The 22,459-nt window shown below is 57.7% G+C and carries 24 protein-coding genes and 4 tRNA genes; 3 read left to right on the plus strand and 25 right to left on the minus strand.

Going from position 1 to position 22,459, the window contains the following annotated elements; genetic code table 11:
- Positions 1–22 precede the first annotated feature (22 nt).
- From HGEM_RS05025 to HGEM_RS05055, 7 genes are all read right to left on the minus strand, one after another.
- Positions 23–817, minus strand: coding sequence for a pseudouridine synthase (locus HGEM_RS05025; protein WP_019128324.1), 795 nt, complete (start codon positions 815–817; stop codon positions 23–25).
- A complete protein-coding gene (gene scpB, locus HGEM_RS05030) occupies positions 810–1,520 on the minus strand; it encodes an SMC-Scp complex subunit ScpB (RefSeq protein ID WP_019128325.1) in 711 nt (236 codons plus the stop codon). Before scpB ends, HGEM_RS05025 begins: the two co-directional genes overlap by 8 nt.
- Before the next feature lie 9 nt (positions 1,521–1,529).
- The gene (locus HGEM_RS05035; protein ID WP_019128326.1) at positions 1,530–2,351 is read right to left on the minus strand and encodes a segregation and condensation protein A; all 822 of its coding nucleotides are present in this window, start codon (positions 2,349–2,351) and stop codon (positions 1,530–1,532) included.
- A gap of 59 nt (positions 2,352–2,410) precedes the next feature.
- The gene (locus HGEM_RS05040) at positions 2,411–3,085 is read right to left on the minus strand and encodes a site-2 protease family protein (RefSeq protein ID WP_019128327.1); all 675 of its coding nucleotides are present in this window, start codon (positions 3,083–3,085) and stop codon (positions 2,411–2,413) included.
- A 9-nt stretch (positions 3,086–3,094) separates the two neighbouring features.
- Complete coding sequence (locus HGEM_RS05045; RefSeq protein WP_019128328.1) at positions 3,095–3,391, minus strand: hypothetical protein; 297 nt, start codon at positions 3,389–3,391, stop codon at positions 3,095–3,097.
- On the minus strand, positions 3,378–5,414 hold the full coding sequence (locus HGEM_RS05050) for an ABC-F family ATP-binding cassette domain-containing protein (protein ID WP_019128329.1): 2,037 nt from the start codon (positions 5,412–5,414) through the stop codon (positions 3,378–3,380). Before HGEM_RS05050 ends, HGEM_RS05045 begins: the two co-directional genes overlap by 14 nt.
- Positions 5,415–5,581: 167 nt before the next feature.
- Positions 5,582–5,656, minus strand: a tRNA-Val gene (locus HGEM_RS05055).
- A 172-nt stretch (positions 5,657–5,828) separates the two neighbouring features.
- Between HGEM_RS05055 and HGEM_RS05060 the strand changes: the two genes are divergently transcribed.
- Positions 5,829–5,904: transfer RNA gene (locus tag HGEM_RS05060), tRNA-Ala, on the plus strand.
- Positions 5,905–5,950: 46 nt separating this feature from the next.
- Positions 5,951–6,026: transfer RNA gene (locus tag HGEM_RS05065), tRNA-Ile, on the plus strand.
- A 386-nt stretch (positions 6,027–6,412) separates the two neighbouring features.
- On the opposite strand, the gene HGEM_RS05070 is transcribed toward HGEM_RS05065, so the two are convergent.
- From HGEM_RS05070 to HGEM_RS09990, 7 genes are all read right to left on the minus strand, one after another.
- A tRNA-Ala gene (locus HGEM_RS05070) sits at positions 6,413–6,488 on the minus strand.
- A gap of 177 nt (positions 6,489–6,665) precedes the next feature.
- Positions 6,666–8,387 (minus strand): proline--tRNA ligase, encoded by a 1,722-nt coding sequence (locus tag HGEM_RS05075; protein WP_019128330.1) that lies wholly within the window; start codon positions 8,385–8,387, stop codon positions 6,666–6,668.
- Positions 8,388–8,630: 243 nt separating this feature from the next.
- Positions 8,631–8,963 (minus strand): hypothetical protein, encoded by a 333-nt coding sequence (locus HGEM_RS05080; RefSeq protein WP_019128331.1) that lies wholly within the window; start codon positions 8,961–8,963, stop codon positions 8,631–8,633.
- A gap of 469 nt (positions 8,964–9,432) precedes the next feature.
- Positions 9,433–9,873 carry a hypothetical protein gene (locus tag HGEM_RS10715; protein ID WP_438503341.1) on the minus strand — a complete coding sequence of 147 codons (441 nt, stop codon included), beginning with the start codon at positions 9,871–9,873 and terminating at the stop codon, positions 9,433–9,435.
- Positions 9,843–10,265 (minus strand): radical SAM protein, encoded by a 423-nt coding sequence (locus HGEM_RS10720; protein ID WP_476728937.1) that lies wholly within the window; start codon positions 10,263–10,265, stop codon positions 9,843–9,845. The genes HGEM_RS10715 and HGEM_RS10720 overlap by 31 nt, the downstream gene beginning before the upstream one ends.
- Complete coding sequence (locus tag HGEM_RS10725) at positions 10,256–10,417, minus strand: hypothetical protein (RefSeq protein WP_431521713.1); 162 nt, start codon at positions 10,415–10,417, stop codon at positions 10,256–10,258. Before HGEM_RS10725 ends, HGEM_RS10720 begins: the two co-directional genes overlap by 10 nt.
- 16 nt (positions 10,418–10,433) lie before the next feature.
- On the minus strand, positions 10,434–10,619 hold the full coding sequence (locus tag HGEM_RS09990; protein WP_003431289.1) for a cysteine-rich KTR domain-containing protein: 186 nt from the start codon (positions 10,617–10,619) through the stop codon (positions 10,434–10,436).
- Between the two features lie 397 nt (positions 10,620–11,016).
- Between HGEM_RS09990 and HGEM_RS09995 the strand changes: the two genes are divergently transcribed.
- Complete coding sequence (locus HGEM_RS09995) at positions 11,017–11,217, plus strand: hypothetical protein (protein WP_476728938.1); 201 nt, start codon at positions 11,017–11,019, stop codon at positions 11,215–11,217.
- Between the two features lie 86 nt (positions 11,218–11,303).
- On the opposite strand, the gene ispG is transcribed toward HGEM_RS09995, so the two are convergent.
- The 11 genes from ispG to trmFO all read right to left on the minus strand — a co-directional run bounded on the left by ispG (position 11,304) and on the right by trmFO (position 22,452).
- Positions 11,304–12,368, minus strand: a complete 1,065-nt coding sequence (gene ispG, locus HGEM_RS05085) for a flavodoxin-dependent (E)-4-hydroxy-3-methylbut-2-enyl-diphosphate synthase (RefSeq protein WP_019128333.1) — start codon at positions 12,366–12,368, stop codon at positions 11,304–11,306.
- 16 nt (positions 12,369–12,384) lie between these two features.
- A complete protein-coding gene (locus tag HGEM_RS05090; RefSeq protein ID WP_019128334.1) occupies positions 12,385–13,752 on the minus strand; it encodes a M50 family metallopeptidase in 1,368 nt (455 codons plus the stop codon).
- Between the two features lie 12 nt (positions 13,753–13,764).
- Positions 13,765–14,943 carry a 1-deoxy-D-xylulose-5-phosphate reductoisomerase gene (dxr, locus tag HGEM_RS05095; RefSeq protein WP_019128335.1) on the minus strand — a complete coding sequence of 393 codons (1,179 nt, stop codon included), beginning with the start codon at positions 14,941–14,943 and terminating at the stop codon, positions 13,765–13,767.
- Positions 14,943–15,809 (minus strand): phosphatidate cytidylyltransferase, encoded by an 867-nt coding sequence (locus tag HGEM_RS05100; protein ID WP_019128336.1) that lies wholly within the window; start codon positions 15,807–15,809, stop codon positions 14,943–14,945. Before HGEM_RS05100 ends, dxr begins: the two co-directional genes overlap by 1 nt.
- A 1-nt stretch (position 15,810) precedes the next feature.
- Complete coding sequence (locus HGEM_RS05105; protein ID WP_195891250.1) at positions 15,811–16,602, minus strand: isoprenyl transferase; 792 nt, start codon at positions 16,600–16,602, stop codon at positions 15,811–15,813.
- A 10-nt stretch (positions 16,603–16,612) separates the two neighbouring features.
- Entirely contained in the window at positions 16,613–17,146 is a 534-nt protein-coding gene (gene frr, locus HGEM_RS05110; RefSeq protein WP_019128338.1) for a ribosome recycling factor, read from the minus strand.
- Positions 17,147–17,148: 2 nt separating this feature from the next.
- Positions 17,149–17,871: a UMP kinase gene (gene pyrH / locus HGEM_RS05115; protein ID WP_019128339.1), complete on the minus strand. Its 723-nt coding sequence runs from the start codon at positions 17,869–17,871 to the stop codon at positions 17,149–17,151.
- Positions 17,872–18,086: 215 nt separating this feature from the next.
- Positions 18,087–18,959 (minus strand): translation elongation factor Ts, encoded by an 873-nt coding sequence (gene tsf / locus HGEM_RS05120; protein WP_019128340.1) that lies wholly within the window; start codon positions 18,957–18,959, stop codon positions 18,087–18,089.
- A gap of 96 nt (positions 18,960–19,055) precedes the next feature.
- On the minus strand, positions 19,056–19,844 hold the full coding sequence (gene rpsB / locus HGEM_RS05125; protein WP_019128341.1) for a 30S ribosomal protein S2: 789 nt from the start codon (positions 19,842–19,844) through the stop codon (positions 19,056–19,058).
- Between the two features lie 296 nt (positions 19,845–20,140).
- Positions 20,141–21,112: a tyrosine recombinase XerC gene (locus HGEM_RS05130; RefSeq protein ID WP_019128342.1), complete on the minus strand. Its 972-nt coding sequence runs from the start codon at positions 21,110–21,112 to the stop codon at positions 20,141–20,143.
- Positions 21,109–22,452 (minus strand): methylenetetrahydrofolate--tRNA-(uracil(54)-C(5))-methyltransferase (FADH(2)-oxidizing) TrmFO, encoded by a 1,344-nt coding sequence (gene trmFO / locus HGEM_RS05135; protein ID WP_019128343.1) that lies wholly within the window; start codon positions 22,450–22,452, stop codon positions 21,109–21,111. Before trmFO ends, HGEM_RS05130 begins: the two co-directional genes overlap by 4 nt.
- Positions 22,453–22,459: the final 7 nt, after the last annotated feature.

The following is a 22,459-nucleotide window of genomic DNA, read 5'->3' on the forward strand; positions in this document are numbered from 1 at the left end:
GATCCTTCCTATCGGAGGTGCGTCACCTCGTGCGAATCTGCTCGGTCTCGTGTTCGGTAAGGTAGCGCCAGGTGCCCGGCGCGAGGTCTCCGAGCTCCAGCGGGCCAAATCGAGGTCGATGCAGGGCGATGACGGGGTGCCCTACCGCTGAGAGCATGCGTTTCACCTGGTTCTTTCGGCCTTCATGGATGATGACCTCGACGACCGAAGTTCCTGGGTCGATGCCCCGGGGGCAGACGGCACGTGCTTGAGCAGGCTTGAGAATGCGGCACCGCGCAGGCTGACAGGGGCCATCGTCGAGCACGATGCCCTGGCAAAGGGGCATGAGGTCGCGTCCGGTCACGCGACCGTCAACGTGAGCGATATAGGTCTTCTCAACATGGCGCGAGGGGTGAAGCAGCTCATGGGCGAGGTCGCCATCAGTGGTGAAGAGCAAGAGCCCCGTTGTGTCGAGGTCGAGCCTCCCCACGGGAAAGAGCCCGGGATGAAGATCAGTTGGAACGAGCTCGGCCACACAGGGCCGCCCCTTCGGGTCGCTCATGGTGGTGAGATAGCCTGCGGGTTTATGGAGCATGAGGTAGACGGGGCGCTCGGCCAGCTTGACCACGTGCCCGTCGACGGCGATTACATCGCAATCGACATCCACTTTAGTGCCAAGCTCGCTTGCCACCTTGCCGTTTACCGTAACACGGCCAGCGGTCATAAGGTTTTCGGAGCCGCGACGGCTCGCCACGCCGGCGCGCGCAAGGAACCGCTGGAGGCGCATCGTATGGGGGTGCTCGCCATGCTCGGCTGCGATCTGATGTTGATCAGTCATCGTAGTCGTCCGTTGCGTTACCCACGATGATGAGCTCGTCGTCGGGATCGCCGTAGTCATCGCCCATCAAATCGCGCTCTTCCTCAAGATCCTCATCAGCCTCCTCGAGCGTCGACTGGATAGAACGGCCCGAGAGGCGCTCGCGGATGAACTGCCGTGCCTGCTCGTCCGGGGCGAACTGCTCAAGATCAGGGAGGTCCTTCGTCGAGCGAAGCCCGAACTTTTCGAGGAAGGCGTTGGTCGTACCGTAGAGGATCGCCTGTCCTCGCTGCGGGTCGCGGCCCATCTCTCGAACAAGGCCCTTATCGACCAGCGATGAGATGACACCGTCGGAGTTGACGCCGCGAATGCCCTTGACGGTTTCGCGCGTCACCGGTTGGTGGTAGGCGATCACGGCGAGGGTTTCGAGCGCTGCCTGGGATAGCTTCTGCGTGTCCCAGGAAAGCACGAATGCCTCCACCTGGTCGTGGTAGGCAGGATGGGTGAAGAGCCGCCATCCGCCGGCGACTTCGCGTAGCTGAAAGCCGCGATTAGCTTCCTCGTACTCAACCTTGAGCTCGGCAAGGAGCGAAGCTGCCTCTCCCGGGGCGATACCGAGCGCCTGGGCGAGAGCGCTTGCGCTCACGGGGTCGCTCGAAACAAGCAGGAGCGCCTCAAGGGCGCCTTTGGGAGAGGTGGTGCTCAAGGGTTCTAGGTCTTGCATGGGTTCCCCTTAGTACGTGGTGTCCTCGCCTGCGCCGTCTGGTGCCGGCTCGGCTTCGGGGTGGTATTCGGGCGCGCCCGCAACGCGGTCGATCTTGATCTCGCCGAACAGGTCATCTTGCTCAAGGGTGACGGAGCCGCGCTTCGCGAGCTCAAGAATGGCGAGAAACGTTACAACGAGCTGCTCGGTTGAGGGATTCGCTTCGAGGAGCTCTCGGAAGGTCGTATGCTCGTTTGCCATGGTGAAGCGATCGACCGACGCCACGGTAAGCTCCAGGGGCACGCGCTTCGGTGCGACATGCTCGGCTTCAAGCAGAAACGTTTCGCGCCGGCCATCGAGGTCGGCGCAGATCACCGCGAGCCCGCGGAGCGTGATGCCTGCGAGGTAGTCGGGCATGAGGTTGAGAAACTCCGGATCGGGGCCGGCTACGCGCGGGTGCATGCGGCTCTCGGCCTCCATGCGGGCTCCCAGGGCGGCAGCCGCTCCCTTGAACTGCTTATAGGCGATGAGTCGCTGAATGAGCACCTCTCGGAGAGAATCAGCGTCAAGGCCGGCGTATTCATCGTCAAGGTCGTCGGCATCGCCAGAAGGTGCGGACGTCTCGGTGGGTACGAGGGCCGCGGCTTTGATATCAAGCAGGGTAGCTGCAACGAGCAGGAAATCGCTTGCAACGTCGAGGTCAAGCGCCTCGATGCGCTCAACCTCGGCAAGGTACTGCTCTGCGACTTCCGAGATGGAAATGGCGCCGATGTCGACCTTTTGCCTCGATACGAGCTGGAGCAGAAGGTCGAACGGTCCCGTGTACGCCTGCGTCGAGACGCGGTAGGACATCTGCCCACCTCTTCCCCTGGTCGAATCGAAACGTCCAACCTATACAGTTTACCGTAGATTCATCCAAGCGCGAGGCCGAGCATCCACCTCCAAAGGGGATACACGGTGAGATCGAAATAGGCGCCAATGATATCGATATGGAGGACGGTGGGCAGGAGGTACAGAACGATGATGAGGATGGGCATCGCGTACTGCTGTATGCGATAGTAGGTTTGGAGCGCCTCCCCTTTGAGGAAGAGAACGAGGATCGAAGAGCCGTCCAAGGGCGGCAGAGGGATGAGGTTGAAAAACGCGAGCGAGAGATTCACGAGCATGCAGCTCATGATGGCGTTCGCAACGAGATAGACGACGCTTGCTGTGGCGCCGCTGCGTGCAAGCGCGGGCCAAACGAAGCCGAGGAGAAGAGCGAAGACTCCAGCCAGCAGGATGTTCGAAAGCGGGCCGGCAAGCGAGACGATGAGCTCATCGCGTTTCGGGTGCTTGAGGTTGCCCAGGTACACGGGAACGGGTTTGGCGTACGCGAAAACCGGTCCACCGGCCAGGATCATGAGCAGAGGCAAAAGAACGGTTCCGAACGGGTCGATGTGGTTGAGCGGGTTGAGCGAGACGCGCCCGCGCGACCTGGCCGTGGCATCGCCGAGCGCATAGGCGGCCAGGGCGTGAGCGCTCTCATGGACGACGATGCCCACGATGACCGCACATGCCGAGATGAGCAGCGAGACGATGGTATCCATACAGGGCTCCTAGCGAAGTGAGCGCGAGATGCGCACGCAGATGAAATCGAGAAGGAAGCAGACGGCCGCGACGATCGTGAAATCGAGCCGGAAGATACCCCCGAAGGGCGAGGCTATGACGCCCCATCCGGCAATGACCTGGGGCAGCGCGCGCGAAAGGTCGATGATGAAGTTCACGAGACCGAGGCGCGACGCCATGCCCGAGAAGCACAGGATAATCACGAGCACGCACAGGACGATGGCGCAGATTCGCAAGATGTAGGCAAGGATGTTCAAGGCAACGGCGAGTGCTTTACGCGCATCCACGGGCGGTCTCCTCTTCGATGGTGGTCGAAAGCTCGAGCCATTCGTCTTCAAGGGCGGGAATGGCCTTTTTGAGCTCGTTGTACTCTGCAAGCGCTGCGTTGAAACGCTCTTGATCGGCATAGAGCTCCTCGGAAGCCATGAGCTCCATAAGCTCTTGGTACCGGGCGCGCTTCTTCTCAAGATCGCGATCGACCTTATTCAGGCGGTCGCGCGTCTTTTTGAGCCGTTTGTTGAGGGCTGCCCTCGCCTCAGCTTCCGCGCGGCGCTGCTCGCGGGTTTTCTTCCCCTCTCGAGCAACGGTGCCATCCATCGTCTTGTGGGTTCGGGCAGCACGGGGCGCATCGGCTGCTGCATGCGGATTGTCTGGTGCAGCCTTTTCCTCCTCAGCGGCACGGGCTTCACGAGCTGCAAGATCATCGCGCTTGAAGAGGTAGTAATCATAATCGCCATCGATGACCGTCATCTTCCCATCGCGGATGTCGATGACGCGGTTCGCGACGGAGCGCACGAGGTGCTCATCATGGCTGATGAGCACGATGGTGCCCGGGAAGCGTTTAAGCGCGTTCTCGAGCATATCCACCGAGTCGATATCAAGATGGTTGGTAGGCTCGTCAAGGCAGAGCAGTGCCTCGGGCGCTACCAGCATCTTTGCGAGGGCAAGGCGCGCCCGCTCTCCGCCCGAGAGCACGCCGACGCGCTTCTCCACATCGTCGCCAGAAAACAGGAACGCGCCCAAGAGGCTGCGCTCTTGGGGGACCGTCCAGCCAGGGGCAACAGAATCTATTTCCTGAAGCACGGTATTCGATTCGTTGAGACCCTCGAGCTGATGCTGTGCGTAGTAGGCCACGCCAACGTTCACGCCAAGATCGCGCGTGCCCGATGTGGGAGCCTCGATGCCCGTGAGCATTTTGAGCAGCGTCGACTTGCCGGCGCCGTTCGGACCCACGAGCGCCACGTGATCGCCGCGGTACAAGGTGAGATCGATATTGGAATAAATGGTGTGGTCGCCATACGCCTTTGAGACGTCTTCCAGCTTCACGACCATATCGCCCGAACGCGGCGGATCGGGGAACTTGAAATCGACGTGCTTATGCCCTTCGGGAAGGATGACGAGCTCGCTCTTGATTTGCTCGATGCGCCTCATGCGTTCCTGAGCCTGTGCGGCCTTCGTGGGCTTGTAGCGAAACTTATCTACGAAGACCTGCATGTGGGCGATCTCGCGTTCCTGTGCGGCGCGCTTGGCCCTCATTTGCTCGAGGTTATCCTCGCGTTGCTTGAGATAAGACGAGTAGTTGCCGGTGTAGACGGTGATGCGTCGGTTTTCAAGTGCGGCTACGTGGTCCACGCAGGCATCCATGAACGCACGGTCGTGAGAGACGATGAGAACAGCGCCCTCGTAAGCGGCAATGAATGACCGGAGCCATTGAACGCTTTCCAAGTCGAGATGGTTTGTGGGCTCGTCGAGAAGCAAGAGGTCCGGGTGACGAAGAAAGAGCTTGGCAAGCGCGATGCGCATCTGCCAGCCGCCAGAGAATTCACGGCAGGGCTTGTTGAAATCCTCGACCGGGAAGCCAAGGCCGGCAAGGATTTGGCGAGCGTTGCTCTCGAGCTCATAGCCGCCAAGGCCCTCGAAGCGGTCTTGAACACGTCCGTATTCATTGAGGAGCTGTTCGGGTACTCCGCCCTTCTCCCCCGCCTCGGCGATAGCGAGCTGTAGTTCCTCAGCGCGCTCGCCGAGTTCGCGAATCTCGTGCGCGGCGTTCATCACCTCGTCGATGACGGGTACGTCGGACGCGAGCTTGGTCTCCTGTTCCAAATAGCCGACGTTCACCTCTTTGGCGAAGGTGATTGTCCCCGCATCAGGCGTATCGAGCCCCATGATGATTTTCAACAGGGTGGTTTTGCCAGCTCCGTTGGGGCCAACCAAGGCGAAGCGATTGCCTGGGTTGACTTGAAATGACGCACCACTGAACAGGGTGCGCGCGCCGAAGCTCTTCTCAATCTTATCTACCGATAAAATCATGTCATCCTACCTCGGGGGAATCGTTAACGCCCCGTACACCTAAGCTGCCCATAGAATCCTGCTGAGCAGAAGCCTACCGACGATAGTACCCAGCAGGGTGGATGGTAACACGCATGACCTGTATGAACAAAAGGGCCGAGGATTGCTCCCCGGCCCCGTTCATGTCATGGTGGGCGTTACAAGATTTGAACTTGTGACCCCTTCCGTGTGAAGGAAGTGCTCTACCCCTGAGCCAAACGCCCATGTGCTTTTCAGCGATAGCTACTATAGCATGGCTGCCCAAGCTCGCCAACCCTCTTTTTTCGAAAAAACTCGTTCGACGTTCATTTCACGCACATCTGGAGAACGTGATGACTATTTTGAGAGAAGGCTTGCAAAGCGATTCGTATTTCCCTATAGTATTCCCCGTTGCTTGGGGGCGTAGCTCAGCTGGGAGAGCGCTTGACTGGCAGTCAAGAGGTCAGGGGTTCGATCCCCCTCGTCTCCACCACAGTACTTCGTACGGCCTTCGAATTCGGGGGCCGTTTTGCTATCACGGGCTCATGGCGCAACGGTTAGCGCAGGGGACTCATAATCCCTGGGTTGCAGGTTCGAATCCTGCTGGGCCCACCATGCATATCTGGCCCGGAGGAGGTTCCTTCGGGCCTTTTGCGTCTCAGTTGTTTCAGCTTCGCTCTTTCAACTCTCTGAATCCAGCGTATTTCTATGGGCCAGTGAACTTGCATGCCAAATTACGCAATAAGGAAGCTATTTCGGACTCTTATTGCGTAATTCGGCATGTAAGTTTTCCAGAGTACGGTTTACGGTCTTAATCGCATGTCTTTGCATGGTGGTCCCGTGCAAGCGTGATGTCGTTCTCGACATGCAGCGATAGCCATGCCATCTTGTTCACCTAGCGCCCAGCATCCAGCGCGTTTGTCCGCTTCGTATCCGACCGGGTTTCAGCGTGCAGTCATCGGAAAAAAAAGACCCCGCAAAAGCGAGGTCTAAGAATGCAATGGTGGAGACGAGGGGGATCGAACCCCTGACCTCTTGACTGCCAGTCAAGCGCTCTCCCAGCTGAGCTACGCCCCCAAGCAACGGAAGATAGTTTACGGAACTTTAGGCGTTGGTGCAAGAACTTTTTTGAGAAATTGTCGCACTCCCCTATCGGTAATTCCATATTCCGTCTTGAACGCTAGATTTTCGGATGGCGAAATCGTTGACGAGACGCTATGCCACGTTCTGGCGCACCGGCCCGAAGCCTCCAGCTTACGCTCGCGCAGCCCGCACGCGCTGCGCGATGGTGCTCATGAGACTCTCGCGGGCGATATCCTCGCGATCGCCGGTAGCGCGGTCCTTTACCTCGACGGTGCCGTTTGCAAGCCCGCGCTTGCCAACGATGACCTGGTATGGGAAGCCCATGAGATCGTTGTCGGCAAACTTAACACCAGGGCGCTCGTTACGGTCGTCGAACACGACATCGATGCCTTCAGAAGCCAGCTCTTCTGCAATGCGGGCAGCTTCTTCGAACGCCTCGCCCTTCTTGTCGAGCGCGATGACCGAAACTTCGTACGGTGCGACAGAAACCGGCCAAACGATACCATGCTCGTCGTGATGCTGCTCGACGATCGCGGCAAGGGTGCGCGAGATGCCGATGCCATAGCATCCCATGTAAAACGGCTGCTCGCGTCCGTTCTCGTCGGCAAACGTAGCACCCATTTTCGCTGCGTACTTCTCCGTACCGATCTGGAATACCTGACCGCATTCGATGCCTCGGCCACCATTCAGGGGTTCGCCGCAGTGAGGACAAGGATCTCCGGGTTTTACCGTTACGAGGTCCTCCCATGCGTCCACCGTGAAGTCGCGATCTGGGCAGGCACCCGTGTAGTGGTAATCAACCTCGTTTGCGCCGCACGTCCAGCTCTTAGAGGCCTTAAGCGATGCATCGCAGACTAAACGGATGCCATCCGGGAGATTCACCGGCCCGATGAAACCCTTGTGCAGGCCGAACTCATCGAGCTCTTCGTCGGTCATGAGGTGGTAGTCGCCGTATAGCTTGCCGGCCTTGATCTCGTTGAGCTCGTGGTCGCCCGGCACGATGGCGACGACGGGCTTGCCCTCGCCGTCGATGAGCGCGAGGGACTTGCGCGTTCCGTTTTCCGGGAATCCGAAGAACTTCGAGACCGCTTCGATGGTTCCCAGCCCCGGGGTCTCGACCTTTTGAAGCACGCCCTCGCCAGGGCCCTCGCTCACCGCAACCGTTGTCGAAGCCGCCTCGTCGTCGGCCGCGAAGCCACAGTCACACCAGACGAGCGAGGCCTCGCCGGCGTCGGCAAGCGCCATGTACTCGATGGAGGAGTCTCCGCCGATTTCTCCGGAATCTGCCGCTACAGGCAGCGCCTTGAGCCCGCAGCGCTCGCAGTAACGGGCGTAGGCTCCCTTCATATCCTCATAGACCTCCTGAAGCGATTCCTGCGTGGCGGAGAAGCTGTAGGCATCTTTCATGATGAACTCGCGCCCGCGCATGAGGCCGAAGCGCGGACGCAGCTCGTCGCGGAACTTGTCCTGAATCTGATAAAGGGTCACGGGAAGTTGCTTATAGCTCTTGAGCTCGTTGCGCACCAAATCGGTAAACGTCTCCTCATGGGTGGGACCAAGGCAGAACGTGCGATCGTGGCGGTCTTCGAGACGCATGAGCTCGGGGCCGTATGCACCGATGCGGCCGGATTCCTCCCAGAGCTCCGCTGGGGTAAGAATGGGGACAAGCATCTCCTGGGCACCGATGGCGTCCATCTCGTCACGGCAGATATCCTCGATCTTGTGGATCGAGCGCCATGCGAGCGGCAGATAGCTATAAAGACCCGAAGCGACCTTGCGAATCATGCCCGCGCGGAGCATGAGCTTATGGCTCGCAAGCTCGGCCTCGGCAGGATCCTCCTTGAGCGTGGGGGCATAGAGCTTTGACATCTTAGCGACACGGGTGCGTGACATGCCATCTCCTTCTACGAGCAAGTTGTTGACCGGTTGATGATACCACGGAGTTGCTGCTACATGGGTCCGTCTTAGGGCGGGATTATCTCTTCGCTGGTCCTCGCAGCTCAGCTGTCGCTGAGCTGCTGCGGAATCGCTCAGAGATAATCCCGCCCTAAGACGGAGATAGGCAACAACTCAATCTCATAGCCCTCAATGCGCGCTGTTCTCGCGTAGGTAGAAAGCGCATAGCCGCTACGTGCTTCATATAGGTAGATTACATATATCCAAGAAGTAGGACAAAAGGATAATGTCGCGTTTCCTTTCGGGCAAAGCGTTAAGGGCTTCGGCAAGCAGTTCATTTTTGACGAGTACATCAAAGCCGGACACTTGAAAACGGAAATAATCGCTTTCGTATTCGTCCGTTGTGAAAAGCTGCGCGAGTTCGCTTTCGCTCAAATCCGAAAAAGTAACTTCGCGTGCTGCGCGTTTCGCAAGAGTGCGGCGGTGGCTTTTCGCTTCGCCGACCAAAGTTTTCTTTGCTAATGCGTCGTACTGATGTTGTATTCTTTCCTTGTCGGAAGAAGATAGCTCCATAGAGTTCACCTCCTTCCCGCGTGGAGTAGAGGACGGGAGTTAAGGGCTTGTCCTCTCTGCCCCTTTCGCTCCGTACCCGTTCGGGAGATGGCTCTTGAGTGCGCTTTTCAGAAAAAAGTTGAAAAAAGCAAAATGCGCCCGTCCGCAAGACGCGGACGGGCGCAAAGGAAATGTAAGCAGTAGCTAAATGTATTGACAGTTCACATTCATAGCCGGAATATCCCGCTTGCGGAGCATAGCTTTTTTTGACCGCAAAGCATTAGGCGGGTTACAGTAAATAAAAATGGACACGGCGATACCTCCCCGATACCGCCGTATCCTTAAAAAAGGGCGACTTTAATACACTACCCGCAATCCATTCTATAATAGGGAACAGCGGCTTTTGCGCAATATTAAATAAAAAAGCCGATAACACATAGGTTTTTTGACCTAATGCGTTATCGGCTCTGCGTCTATGCGTCTGGCACTTTTAATCATTTTTTTTGAATTTATTATATGTGTTAGCTAACTGTCCACAAGCCGCGTTAATCTCTCTGCCATGAGAAACTCTCATAGTAACTTCAAGTCCTGCTTGCTCTAATTGATGTTTGAATGCAACTATTTCCCGTTTCTGTGGTGCTTTAATTCTTGAATTGCTTGTTGGGTTGTATTGTAACACGTTAATCATAACTTTTTTGCCCCGAAACCATTTTGCAAGTTGTCTTACATCTGAGGGCCGGTCATTTATACCCGGTAAAAGCAAATACGCAAAGACAATTTTGCGATTATGCCTTTCAGAATAGGATAAGGCTTGCTTAACAACATCTTCAATAGCATATATGCGCATGTGAGGAATAATACGATTTCTTGCAGATTGTGTTGCTGCGTGTAAAGATATTGTCAACTGAATTTTAAGATGTTCCTCGCGCAATTTTTTAATTGATCGACCGGACCAACTGTTGATATGGTAATGCCGTCGGTTGGAAAGTTGAGCCCATATCTATCTCGGAGAATATGGATTGCTTTTATCAAGTTGTCATAATTGAATAAAGGCTCTCCCATACCCATAAAAACGATACGGTTTACTTTTCGACGCAACAATATAATCTGTTGTACGATTTCTGACGATGTTAGATTACGAACAAAGCCATTTCGCCCGGACTCACAAAAAATACAACCAACAGGACAACCGACTTGTGTGCTCACGCAAACAGTTCCACCATCTCGCCGCTTGATAAAAACCGTTTCAATGTATTTGTTGTCTTTCAGTTCGTAAACATACTTTTCAGTATCACTGCTTTTGCAAATATTTTTTACCAACATTGATAGATTTTTTTGCGTGGTAATTGCTTATATAATTCTTCATATAAGGCTTTTGCTTCATTCTCGCCAATAACTTCCGACATTTCTTTGTAAGTAAATCCGTATGGATCATTCCGTACTTCCGCAGGCGTATATTTAGGTAAACGTTTCATTTTTATATCCTTTCTTCTAAATAATAAAAGTTTGTTTTTCTGTATTTTTGATTACAATCTCTAATTTTTCTACATCAATGATATGCGTCAATTTGCATTTAGGGCAGAAAAGAGGAAAATCTTTTAATACAGTATTATGAAATACTTGAACTCTCGTCTTTCCGTTACAAATCGGACATTTTATCCAATATTTTTTAAGCATTATATTTCACTCGTCCTTTTTACACAAAAAAATGCAGGTCAATCCTCAACATGAGCATTGACCTGCATTTATAATGCACAGAGCAGTACAACAAAACTAAGGCATAGCTTGCACTATGTCTATACTATATCTATACGTCGTTAGTTTTTTGTATAGCATCCGCAAAATAAGCATGACAAAAAAGCCCATGTTGAAAATGGGAAAATCCTTTTTTCAATGCTTATCTAATACGCATGCTATGCAACATAAACGCCGCCTCCTTTTACATAAATTTTATTTTATCAGAAAATCAGTCTACTGTCAATACACAACAGGAAGTATTTAACCTAATGATATGAATTGTGTGGACATATCCAAAAAGAAAGGTGAACTGTAAAATGTAACAGGGTGAATGAAAATGGCAAAAAGACCCGTACCATTGTACGACTTTAAGGCTTTCGGGGCAGCTATAAAAGCCGCGAGAAATGAATACGGCGAGAGCCGCAAAAAGGTAAGCGACGAGTTATATATTTCCCCGCGCTACCTTGCGAATTCTATAGAGAGGGTGAGGGGGAAGGTGAGTAGAGAAGGTGGGGCGGCCTCGGGATGTTTCTTCTGAGTGCTTCCGCAGGATTTCAGCGAAAGCTGAAATCCGAGGACCAGCGAAGAAGAAACATCCCGAGGCCGCCCGGGTAGCAACGTTCCTTACAGCTTCTCGATTTCCTCCATGAGTGCATCAGCAATCTGGCTCTCGGGAATCTTGCGCACTGGTTGGCCGTGCTTGAAGAGCAGGGCGCTCCCCTTTCCACATGCTACGCCGACATCCGCATCGGACGCCTCACCGGGACCGTTCACCACGCAGCCCATCACAGCGACTGAAATGGGCTTCTCGCACGTGCGGAGGCGCTTCTCAACCTCTTGGGCAATGGGGATGAGGTCAACCTGGGTTCTGCCGCAGGTTGGGCAGGAAACGAGCTCAGGCCCGCGTCGACGAATGCCGAGGCACTGCAGGATGCCCCAGGCTACCGGCGGCTCCTCGGTTGGATCGGCTGTCAGCGAGACGCGAAGGGTGTCGCCGATGCCTTCAGCAAGAAGCACGCCGAGCCCCACGGCGCTCTTTATGGTGCCCTGCTGAACGGTTCCCGCCTCAGTGACTCCGATGTGAAGCGGAATATGAGGAAGCTCACGAGAGAGCGCCCGATAGGTCTCAATCGTCGTTGGCACGCTATGGGCCTTAGCAGAGAGCACGATGTCTTTGAAGCCGCGCGCCTCGAAATGCTCGACAAAGCGGAGCGACGAGGCAACGAGTTTCTCGGGCTGCGTGAGGTCGTCGCGAGATGCAAGGTCCTCTTCTAGCGATCCGGCGTTCACGCCGATGCGAATGGCTGCCCCGGCCGCACCTGCGGCATCGATGACAGCATCAACCTTTTCCCAGGAACCGATATTGCCGGGGTTGATTCTCAGCTTCGCCGCGCCGGCGTCAACCGCGGCGATGGCAAGGCGATAGTCGAAATGGATGTCGGCGATGATGGGAACCGGAGAGGCGTCGCATATCGCTTTGAAGCTGTCGATGGCGGCGCGGTTGGGAAGCGTGACGCGAACGACGTCGCAGCCTCCGTCGGCGAGTGCGCGAATCTGGTCGAGTGTGGCCTCGGTATCTGAGGTAGGCGTACAGGTCATCGACTGGACGACCACAGGCGCTCCCCCACCGATCTGCACCGATCCGACCATGACCGGGCGCGTAAGCTCACGCGGAAGCGACGTAGGCATACTCGAAGCCTCCCTGCTACAGAATGAACCGAATGATGTCGTTGCGAAGGACGAAGACGAAGAGCGCGAGGAACAAAGCGACGCCCACATAAGAGATCGCGGACTGCACGTTCAAAGGAACCTCGCGCCTCGTGACCGCCTGGATGATCTCGATGATGAGCTTGCCGCCATCGAGCGGTGGAATGGGCAAGAGATTCATCAAGCCGAGTGAGAACGATATCAGGGCGGCGAGCATGAGGAATGTCGTGGGGCCTTGCGCTGCGGCTTGGGCCGACATGACGGATATGCCAACGATCGAGGTTGTGTTTTCAAGCATCTCCATCGTGTGCTGCGGGTTAAAGAGGTCGAGGATGGAGCGTGCAGTTTCCAACACGTAGCTAATCGAGAGGCGCGCGGAATCAACCGGATTGAGCCGTACGACCTGGGTGGGGATGCCGATGCCAAGCATCTCCCCCGCTTCGAGCTCGACCGTAGCAGAATGCTGGGTATCGCTTTGAATGAAGGTTATCTCAAAGGAGCCGGCGCCCGCAGCGCCCTGAATTGCGTTGTAGACATCGGTCCAGGTCTGCGTCTCGACGCCGTCGATAGATATGATTTCGTCGCCGGGCATAAGGCCGGCAGCCTCTGCGGCGGAGTCAGCCTCAACGGATCCGACGATATTCTCATTGACGGTGACCTCGACGCCCACGAGCGAATAGATGCTCATGAGCAGCAGAAGCCCGGTGATAAGGTTCACGAGGATGCCGGCGACGAGCATGAAGGCTCGCGGCCAGAAACCTTTCCCTATGTAAGTGCGTGATTTTTCGAGCTCAAAGAAGGCGTTCTCGTCCATCGGAGGTTGCCAGGGCTCTCCCTCGTGCGTGGCATGAGCGCGGTCGAAGCGCCGTCCATCAAAAATCGTCGCACCGGCTGCGTCGCGTGAAGCTGCGGCGAAGGCCGAGGGGTACGAGTCATCGAGTTTCGAGTCTTCCGATGCGGTGTCGCGAGCAGGCGCGATAGAACCCCATTCCATGAGCTGCATGCATGCCTCGAGCGCCTCGTCTTCGGAGCAATCGAGTTCCCTGGCTATGTCGCCAAGCGTCGCAGTACCACGACGATGCACAAACGTAAGCACGGCAGGAGCCATAGGGCTGGACGTAGGGTCCATGCCGCAGATCATCGCGTAGCCTCCGAGCAGGATCGGCGTGATGCCGAACTTCGTGCCTATTCGCTTCGAGGTGTGGCTCAAATTAAAACGGCACGGCAGGCCTAAGAAGTATTCCGTGACGCGGACTCCGCATGCTCGGGCGGCAAGAAAATGCCCGCCCTCGTGAAGAAATACGAGTGCAGAGAGCAGCAAAAGGCCCCAGAACGCGGTGGTTACCACCTGAACGAGTGTATCCATGTCCTCGCTTTCCTATGAGCGGGCAAGCGCTTTGAGCGCATGGGCAGTAAAGGAGCGCGCCCATGCATCCACATCACGAAGCTGCTCAATCGACTCGGCTTCTTCGCGCACATGCGCGTCGAGCGCGCGCTCAACAAGGCAGGCGATGTCGGTAAACGAGCACTCATCGTTAAGGAACGCATGCACGGCAACTTCGTTTGCAGCGTTGAGCACGCATGGATACGTACCCCCTTCGATGCCGGCGCGCTCGGCGAGGGCGAGGCATCGGAAGGTCTCCATATCCGGTGCGCCGAAGGAGAGGGAGGCGATCTCGCGGAAGTCGACTCGGCTGCATGGCGCATCCCAGCGATTGGGGTACGAAAAGGCATACTGAATGGGAATTCGCATGTCGGACGCGCCGAGTTGGGCGATAACCGAACCATCCTCGTATTCCACCATCGAGTGGATCTTCGATTCGCGCTGTATAAGCACGGTGATCTGTTCCATGGGTACGCCAAAGAGGTGCATCGCCTCGATGCGCTCAAGGCCCTTGTTCATCAGCGTGGCAGAGTCGATGGTAATCTTCGGGCCCATCGACCAGGTCGGATGACGAAGCGCGTCGGCGGCCGTTATACCTGCGAGCTCGTCGTGCGTGCGACCGTAGAACGGTCCACCCGAGCAGGTGAGCCAAATGGCGTGGATGGGGTTGCGCTCCTCCCCCACCAAGCATTGGAAAATCGCACTATGCTCAGAGTCAACGGGAAGCATCTGGCCTGGCCGCGCAAGCGGCATGAGCACGTCGCCGCCCACCACGAGCGATTCCTTGTTGGCAAGTGCGAGACGCTTTCCGGAGCGTAGCGTCTCATAGCTCGCCGTAAGGCCAGCAGCGCCGACAACGGCATTGAGCACGCAATCCACATCGTCGCGAACAACGATGCGAGCAAGGGCATCCGCGCCGAACAGAAGCTCGGTTCCCTTCGGAAGTTCAGCCAAGATGGGATCCGTTGCATGTGAGGAATCGGTCACAGCAACACAAGCCACATGATGTGTACGAGCAGCGTCTACGAGCTCTTCCGTCTTGCCATGCGCTGAGAGGGCGACGACCTCAAGAAGATCTGAGTGTTGCGCGCAAACATCGAGAGCCTGGCGACCGATTGAACCAGTGCATCCAAGAATCGCTACCCGAAGCTTGGAATCGTCGGGTTGAGGCATTACAGCACACCTCCGATAACGAGGATCAGTTCTGCCGTTATGCAGCCAAAGATGAGGGAATCGCAGCGGTCGAGCATGCCGCCGTGACCGGGGATTAGGTTGCCGGAGTCTTTGACTCCCACACCGCGCTTGAGGCGGGATTCTATGAGGTCGCCGAACACGCCAAGGATGGCAACGGCGATGCCGCATCCAAGCGCGAAGAAGATATTGAGGCGGTAGAAGCCCGTGGCGAATAAGATGAGCCATACGATGATAGACCCTGCAATACCGCCGACGAAACCCTCCCAGGTTTTGTTGGGGCTAATGCGCGGAGCCATCTTATGACGCCCGAATGCGCGGCCGACAAGGTAGGCAAAGGAGTCTGAAACCCAGAGCGACGCACAGACCCCGACCGTGAGGAGCGCGCCCGGAAAGCCCGGAACGGCGTCACGGAGCAACACGATGGCAGATAGCATGAAACCGGTATACAGCGGCCCCATGAGCGTCGCCGAGACATCGGCTATGCGGGTGCGAGGGGAATAGACGTACCAGAGCCCCACGGCCAAGATGAGCAAGAAGATCAACGCCGACAGATACGTGGACTCACCGAGCGCGGCTATAGGAAACAGGAATGCCGCGACATCGCCCAAAAGCTCATTGGGGACCTTGCCGTCGCGTTTAACCATCTGGAAGAACTCATGACTTGAAAGAACGCTGATGAGCGCAACAAAGACAGCAGTTGATATGGATCCAAAGAGGATGCTGCCGATAAACAGGCCGACGTATACCAAGCCGGAGATAACGCGCGTCACAAGGCCGGTGAACGCGGGAGATGCTTGCGCACCCTCCTGCTCAGCAGGAGCGGAGGAGGAAGGACGGTTGCTCACGCTACGCCTCCTTCTCATGGATGCCGCCGAACCTGCGGTCGCGGCCCTGGAAGGATAGGACAGCATCGAGCAGCTCCCATCGGTTGAAGTCGGGCCAATACGTGCGCGTGATGTAGAACTCGGAATAGGCGGCCTGCCAAAGGAGGTAGTTCGAGAGGCGCAGTTCTCCTGACGTGCGGATGATGAGTTCTGGATCGGGAAGCCCGGCGGTATAGAGCTTGCCCGCAACAGCGGCTTCGTCGATCCGGCTCGGGTCGAGGCGTCCGGCGGCAACATCCTCAGCGAGGAGCCGGGCCGCCCGCGCGAGCTCGGCACGCGCGCCATAGTTCACCGCGAGCGCGAGGACCATGCCGGTGTGCTTGGACGTCTCCTTAAGGCCGTATTCGAAAACCTCGCGGGTGCGCTTGGGGAGGGCGGAGATATCGCCCAGGAAGACCACGCGAACGTTTTCGCGTTTGAGTAACGGCAATTCATCAACGAACGTCTGCGCGAACAGGTGCATGAGCAGGTTCACTTCTTGCTTGGGGCGCTTCCAGTTCTCCGCGGAGAACGCATAGGCGGAGAGCACCTCAACGCCCAAGCGCACGCAAGCCGTGATGATCTCGCGCAGCGAGACGATGCCGGCCTTGTGGCCTTCGCCGCGGCCAAGGCCACGCGAGGTGGCCCAGCGGCCGTTGCCGTCCATGATGCAGGAGATGTGGCGGGGAATGCGCGTGCGATCGAGCGCGTCGAGCTCAAGCCCCGCCGGCGGGTTCGCGAAGAAAGTCTCAAACGTTGAGTCGTCGTAATCCACGTTCTGCACGCTAAATCTCCATGACCTCGGCTTCTTTAGCCTTCAGCATCTCATCGATCTTCTTGATATAGGCATCGGTGTGCTTCTGCACCTTAGCCTGCTCGCGACGGATGTCATCCTCGGAAAGCTCTTCGTTCCGCTCGATCTTGCCGTTCTCGTCGCGGCGGATGTTACGGATAGAAACGCGCGCCTGCTCGGCGAGCTCACGGCACTCCTTCACGAGCTCACGACGGCGCTCCTCCGTAGGCGCCGGGAACGGGAGACGCACGACGGTGCCGTCGGTCGAGGGCGTGATGCCAAGGTCGGAAGCATTGATGGCGTGAACGATGGCATTCAAGACGGACTTGTCCCAAGGCTCGACCATGAGCATGTGCGCTTCGGGGACCTTGACCGCGGCGACCTGCGTGATGGGCGTGGCCACGCCGTAATAATCGATGGTGATATCGGAAAGGATGTTTGCGTTCGCGCGGCCCGTGCGGACCTTGGCGAACTCATGGGACAGGCTCTCGAGGCTCTTGTCCATGCGGTCGGTGATCTGTGCCATTGTTAGTCCTCCTCAACGACGACGGTGCCGATGGGCTCGCCCGCAAGTGCGCGCTTGATGGTGTCTTCGCCCTCGATGTTGAGGACGATGATGGGCATGTTATTATCCTGGCAAAGTGCGGTGGCGGTGGTGTCCATAACCTGCAAGCCGCGGACAAGCACCTCGTGGTATGAAATGGTATCGAAGCGGACGGCATCGTCATTCTTGACGGGATCCTTATCGTAGATTCCGTTGACCTTCGTTGCCTTGATAAGGCAGTCGGCATCGATCTCGCAGGCGCGCAATGCGGCGGCGGTGTCGGTGGTGAAGTACGGGTTACCCGATCCCGCGGCGAAGATGACCACATCGCCCTTCTCAAGGTGATGCATGGCACGGCGGCGGATATACGGTTCGCAAACCTCGTTCATCTGGATGGCGCTCATCACACGGCACTCGCACCCGGCGCGCTCGAAGGCGTCCTGCAGCGCAAGAGCGTTCATGACGGTGGCGAGCATACCCATGTAATCGGCCTGCGCACGGTCCATGCCCTTGGCAGCACCGGCCATGCCTCGGAAGATATTACCGCCACCCACAACGACGCCAACTTCGATGCCGTCGTTGCGAAGATCGGCAACCTGGTGCGCGAGGCGGTCGGTCACCGCAGGGTCGATGCCGTAGACGCCCTCACCCATGAGTGCTTCGCCGGATAATTTAAGCAGTACGCGCTTGTAACGATAGCCGGACAAGAGGATCCTCCTTTGAGTCGTACCTTACGACATTCTAACAAAGTGGGCTACGGTAATGTGCAAGGAGAGCACGCTTCCAGAATGCAACAGATGGGGAAATGCCTCGAGTGGTCATTCTGAATGGTTCTCGCAACCTTCACTGATCCGAATTACAAAAATCGAGCCCGGCTCGCTAAGAGACCGGGCTCGATAGAAAGCAAAACAGGCGTCTGTGCTTACGCGTCGGCGCGGGAGATGCGGTCGAAGCCGACGATGCGGATCTCGTCGCCGGTCTCCTTGGAAACCTTGGCGGCGTACTGCGCGATCGTCATGTCGGCATCCTTGACGAAAGCCTGCTCGGTGAGCACCTGCTCCTTGTAGAACTTCTCAAGGCGGCCGGTGGCGATCTTCTCCTGGATGGCCTCGGGCTTGCCGGACTCAGCGGCCTGGGCCTTGTAGATGCTCATCTCGTGCTCGATGGTCTCGGCAGGAACGTCCTCGCGAACGGCGCAGATCGGAGCGACAGCGGCAACCTGAAGGCACACGTCGTGAGCGAAGGTCTTGAAGGCCTCGTTCTGCGCGGTCTCGGCGTTGTTGAAGGCGAACTCAACGAGGACGCCGATCTTGCCGCCCATGTGCACGTAGCTGGAAACGGCACCGTTTGCGGCCTTGCGGGCAGCGAAGCGGGTGATCTTCATGTTCTCACCCATGGTGTGGATGAGCTCGGTGAGTGCAGACTCAACGGTCTCACCCTCCAGGGACTCCTTGAGGAGCGCGTCGACATCAGCGGGGTTCGTCTCGGAGACGACCTGGGCAACGGCGGCGGCAAAACCGGTGAACTTGGGGTTGGAGCCCACGAAGTCGGTCTCGCAGGCAACCTCGCAGAGAGCGCCGGCGGTAGCATCGTCGGAAACGAACGCGCCTACGGCACCCTCGTTGGTCTCGCGGCCGGCCTTCTTGGCGGCAGCGGCAAGGCCGTTCTTGCGGAGGATGTCGACAGCGGCATCCATGTCGCCGTCAGCCTCGACGAGCGCCTTCTTGCACTCCATCATGGGGGAATCGGTCATCTCGCGGAGCTGCTTGACCTGGGCGGCGGTAATGTTGGCCATCATGGCCCCTTTCTCTAGAAATGCCCTTGTTTACTAAGGATTGCAAACATCGGGGGCGCTTGTATGACGTACGCCCCCGATCGATTCCGGGGGTGCCTACTCGGCGGGAGCGGCCTCGACGGTCTCGGCCTCGGCAACGGGGGCCTCCTCGGCGGGAAGCTCGGAAGCAGCCATCTCGGCCTCGGTCACCTCAGGCTTGTTGCTGCCGGCGATGCAGGCGTCGGCCATGAGCTCGCACATGAGGGTGACGGAAGAAATGGCATCATCGTTGCAGGGGATGCCGATGCCCAGCTCGGTGACCTCGTCGGGATCGGAGTTGGTGTCGAGCAGAGCGATGACGGGGATGTTGAGGCGACGAGCCTCCTTGATGGCGTTCTCCTCGCGCTTGGTGTCGATGACGAAGAGCGCGGCGGGCAGACCCTTGAGGTCGCGGGCGCCACCGAGGTTGGCCTGGAGCTTAGCGAGCTCCTTGCCGAGCACCGACTGCTCCTTCTTGCCACGAAGAGCCATGCTGCCGTCGGCAACCATGCCCTCGAGCTCCTCCATGCGGTTGATGCGGGAGCGGATGGTCACGAAGTTGGTGAGCATGCCGCCGAGCCAACGCTGGTTGATGTAGGGCATACCGCAACGCTCGGCAGCGTTCTTCACAGCCTCCTGAGCCTGCTTCTTGGTGCCCACGAAGAGGATCTTGCCAGACTTCGCGGTGTTGCGCAGGAAGGTGTAGGCCTGGTCGGCGTTGATGATGGTCTGCTTGAGGTCGAGGATGTACATACCGTTGCGCTCGCCGAAGATGTAGGGCTTCATCTTCGGGTTCCAACGATGGGTCTGGTGACCAAAGTGGCAGCCAGCCTCGAGCAGGGTACGAATCGTAATCTTGGTAGCCATGTTAACCTCCTGTGGTTTGCCTCCGCGCGGGGTCAGCCCTTCCCTGCCACCCGGGTTTGTGCTACCGGCACCCGGGCACCACGGCGGGAAAGTAGCCGCGCGTGTGTGATAGTACTGCTGCCGAATCGGCAACGTTCAGCATGATAGCAGGTGCGCGCTGCGTTTCCAACCACAAATCTAAACTCCACCTGATTCCATCTGCCCGTACGTGAAAACGCAGGCGAGCGGGTTTCGTTCGACGGGAGTCGACATGCACCGAATCTTGAGACAGTCTATCCACCTGACGCAACGAGCGGTTATGCATCGGCGCGCGGGTGGGCTTGCATGACGGCCGATTTCAGGCGATCGGGTGTGAGGTGGGTGTAGAGCGTCGTGGTAGAAAGGCTTACATGGCCCAGAAGCTCCTGGACGCTCCTCAGATCTGCCCCACCAGCGAGAAGGTCGGTAGCGAAGGTGTGGCGCATCACATGCGGCGTGATATCGGAAGGCAAGCCGGCCTCGCGGCACAGCTTATGAAACCGGTACCTCAGGGCATTTGCATCCATGCGGTTTCCTCGCGTGGATAGAAAGAGCGGCCCATCAACACGCTTTATTGCCGCTGAATCGCTTGAGGCTCGCATCAGAAGGGGCCGAGCGTCATCGATATAGGTGCGGGTCGCATCGAGGGCACGGCGATAGACGGGAACGATGCGCTCCTTCGAGCCCTTTCCGAAGAGGCGAACCGTCTTGGTCGTCCAATCGAAGTCCGCGATATCGATGTGCGACAGCTCTGAGATACGCGCGCCCGTTGCGTAGAACAGCTCGAGCATCGCGGCATCGCGCATGCCAGAGGGGGTTGATGTGTCGGGAGCGGCCAAAAGCCGCTGCATCTCGGTGGAGGAAACCGTTTTGGGGAGAGAACGCGGCATCTTTGGCATCTGCACGAGCGATGCGGCATCGGTATCTACGATGCCTTCTGCATGGGCCCATCGAAAAAACGACCGCACGGCAGATAGATGCGCCGCGATGGTGCGCGTCGCATACGAGGCACGGTTGAGATAGGCAAGATATCCTCGAAGGTCGTGGATATCCGGTTCGAGCGCGTTGACGCTCTCCCGCGCGCACCATCGCCCGTAAGCTTCAAGATGGCCCTCGTACGCGCGAACCGTTTCGGGCGAAAACCCCTCAACGCGCGCGATGAAGGCGATGAACGCATCGAGCGCGTCGAGGAAGTCGCGAGAAGGCTCCATGGCCCCGTCGTGTGTGGCCTCGGTTGCGAGCACGGTCATCGAGACGCGCCCTTCATGGGAAACAGCTCGTCTCTCGTGGCAAGATAGGCATCGAAATCGGCGAGCGCTCGGTCCGCATAGGCGCGATATCGATCCCGCTTGCCACGCCGCACCCCATCTTCAAGTGGCGGAACAAGCCCGAAGTTCACATGCATGGGCTGGTAGTCCTCAGTTGCGGGGTCGGTCGCATAGGCAACGAGCGCGCCCAGGGCGCCCGTTTTGGGAAGCGCTACCGGAGCTGCGCCGATAAGATCGGCATAGGTGTTGAGGGCTGCCAAAAGACCAGAGGCGATGGCCTCGGTATACCCTTCGGTGCCGGTTATCTGCCCAGCCAATCGCACCTGTGTCCCTGGAACGGCGAAGGTGGAATCGAGCACATGGGGCGCATCGACAAACGTGTTGCGGTGCATGACGCCATAACGGAAGAACTCGGCGTTTTGGAGGCCCGGAACCATGTGGAACACGCGCTTCTGCTCTCCGAAGGTGAGGTTCGTCTGGAAGCCTACGAGGTTATAGGCGGTGCCCTCGCGATTCTCCGCACGAAGCTGAAGGGCGGCCCAAGGACGGCGTCCCGTGCGCGGATCGGTTAGGCCAACAGGCTTCATCGCGCCGAAGCGAAGGGCATCTCGACCGGTTCGCGCAACTTCCTCCGCAGGCTGACAGGCTTGGAACAGCCCGCCGTGTTCAAAATCCTTGAGCACCACGCGGTCTGCCGTAACGAGGGCTTCGATAAATGCCTCGTACTCTTCCTTCGTGAAGGGGGCATTCAGGTAGTCGCCAACTTCCGCTTCCCCATAGCGGGATTGACGGAACAACACGGAGCGATCGAGCGATTCGGCGTCCACGATGGGCGCCGCCGCATCGAAGAACGAGAGCGACGACCCGCCGACGAGCTCGAGCACGGCCTCGCTCAGAGCGGGTGAGCAGAGAGGGCCGGCTGCTATGACGGCCCTGCCTGTGGGCATCGCCGTCACTTCTTCGCGCACCAGCTCGATGAGCTCTTCGTTTCCCACCTTCTCCTCAACTAGGGAGGAAAACGTCTCGCGGTCTACTGCAAGCGCGCCGCCGGCCGGCACGGACGCTGCGTTGGCGCACTGCAGAAGCTCTGAGCCCATGCGCGCAAGCTCTTCCTTCAAGAGCCCCGCGGCGCTGTCGATTCGGGTGGCCTTCAGCGAGTTCGAGCACACGAGCTCAGCGAGGCCATCGGTTCGATGTGCGGGGGAATTCGTGTGGGGCCGCATCTCAAAGAGCTTCACGGGCACGCCGCGCTTTGCAAGTTGCAGCGCGCACTCGCATCCCGCGAGACCTCCGCCTACTACGATGACGGGATCAAAAGGCATAGATGGC

This window comes from Enorma massiliensis phI (genome assembly GCF_000311845.1).
Lineage (GTDB): Bacteria > Actinomycetota > Coriobacteriia > Coriobacteriales > Coriobacteriaceae > Enorma > Enorma massiliensis.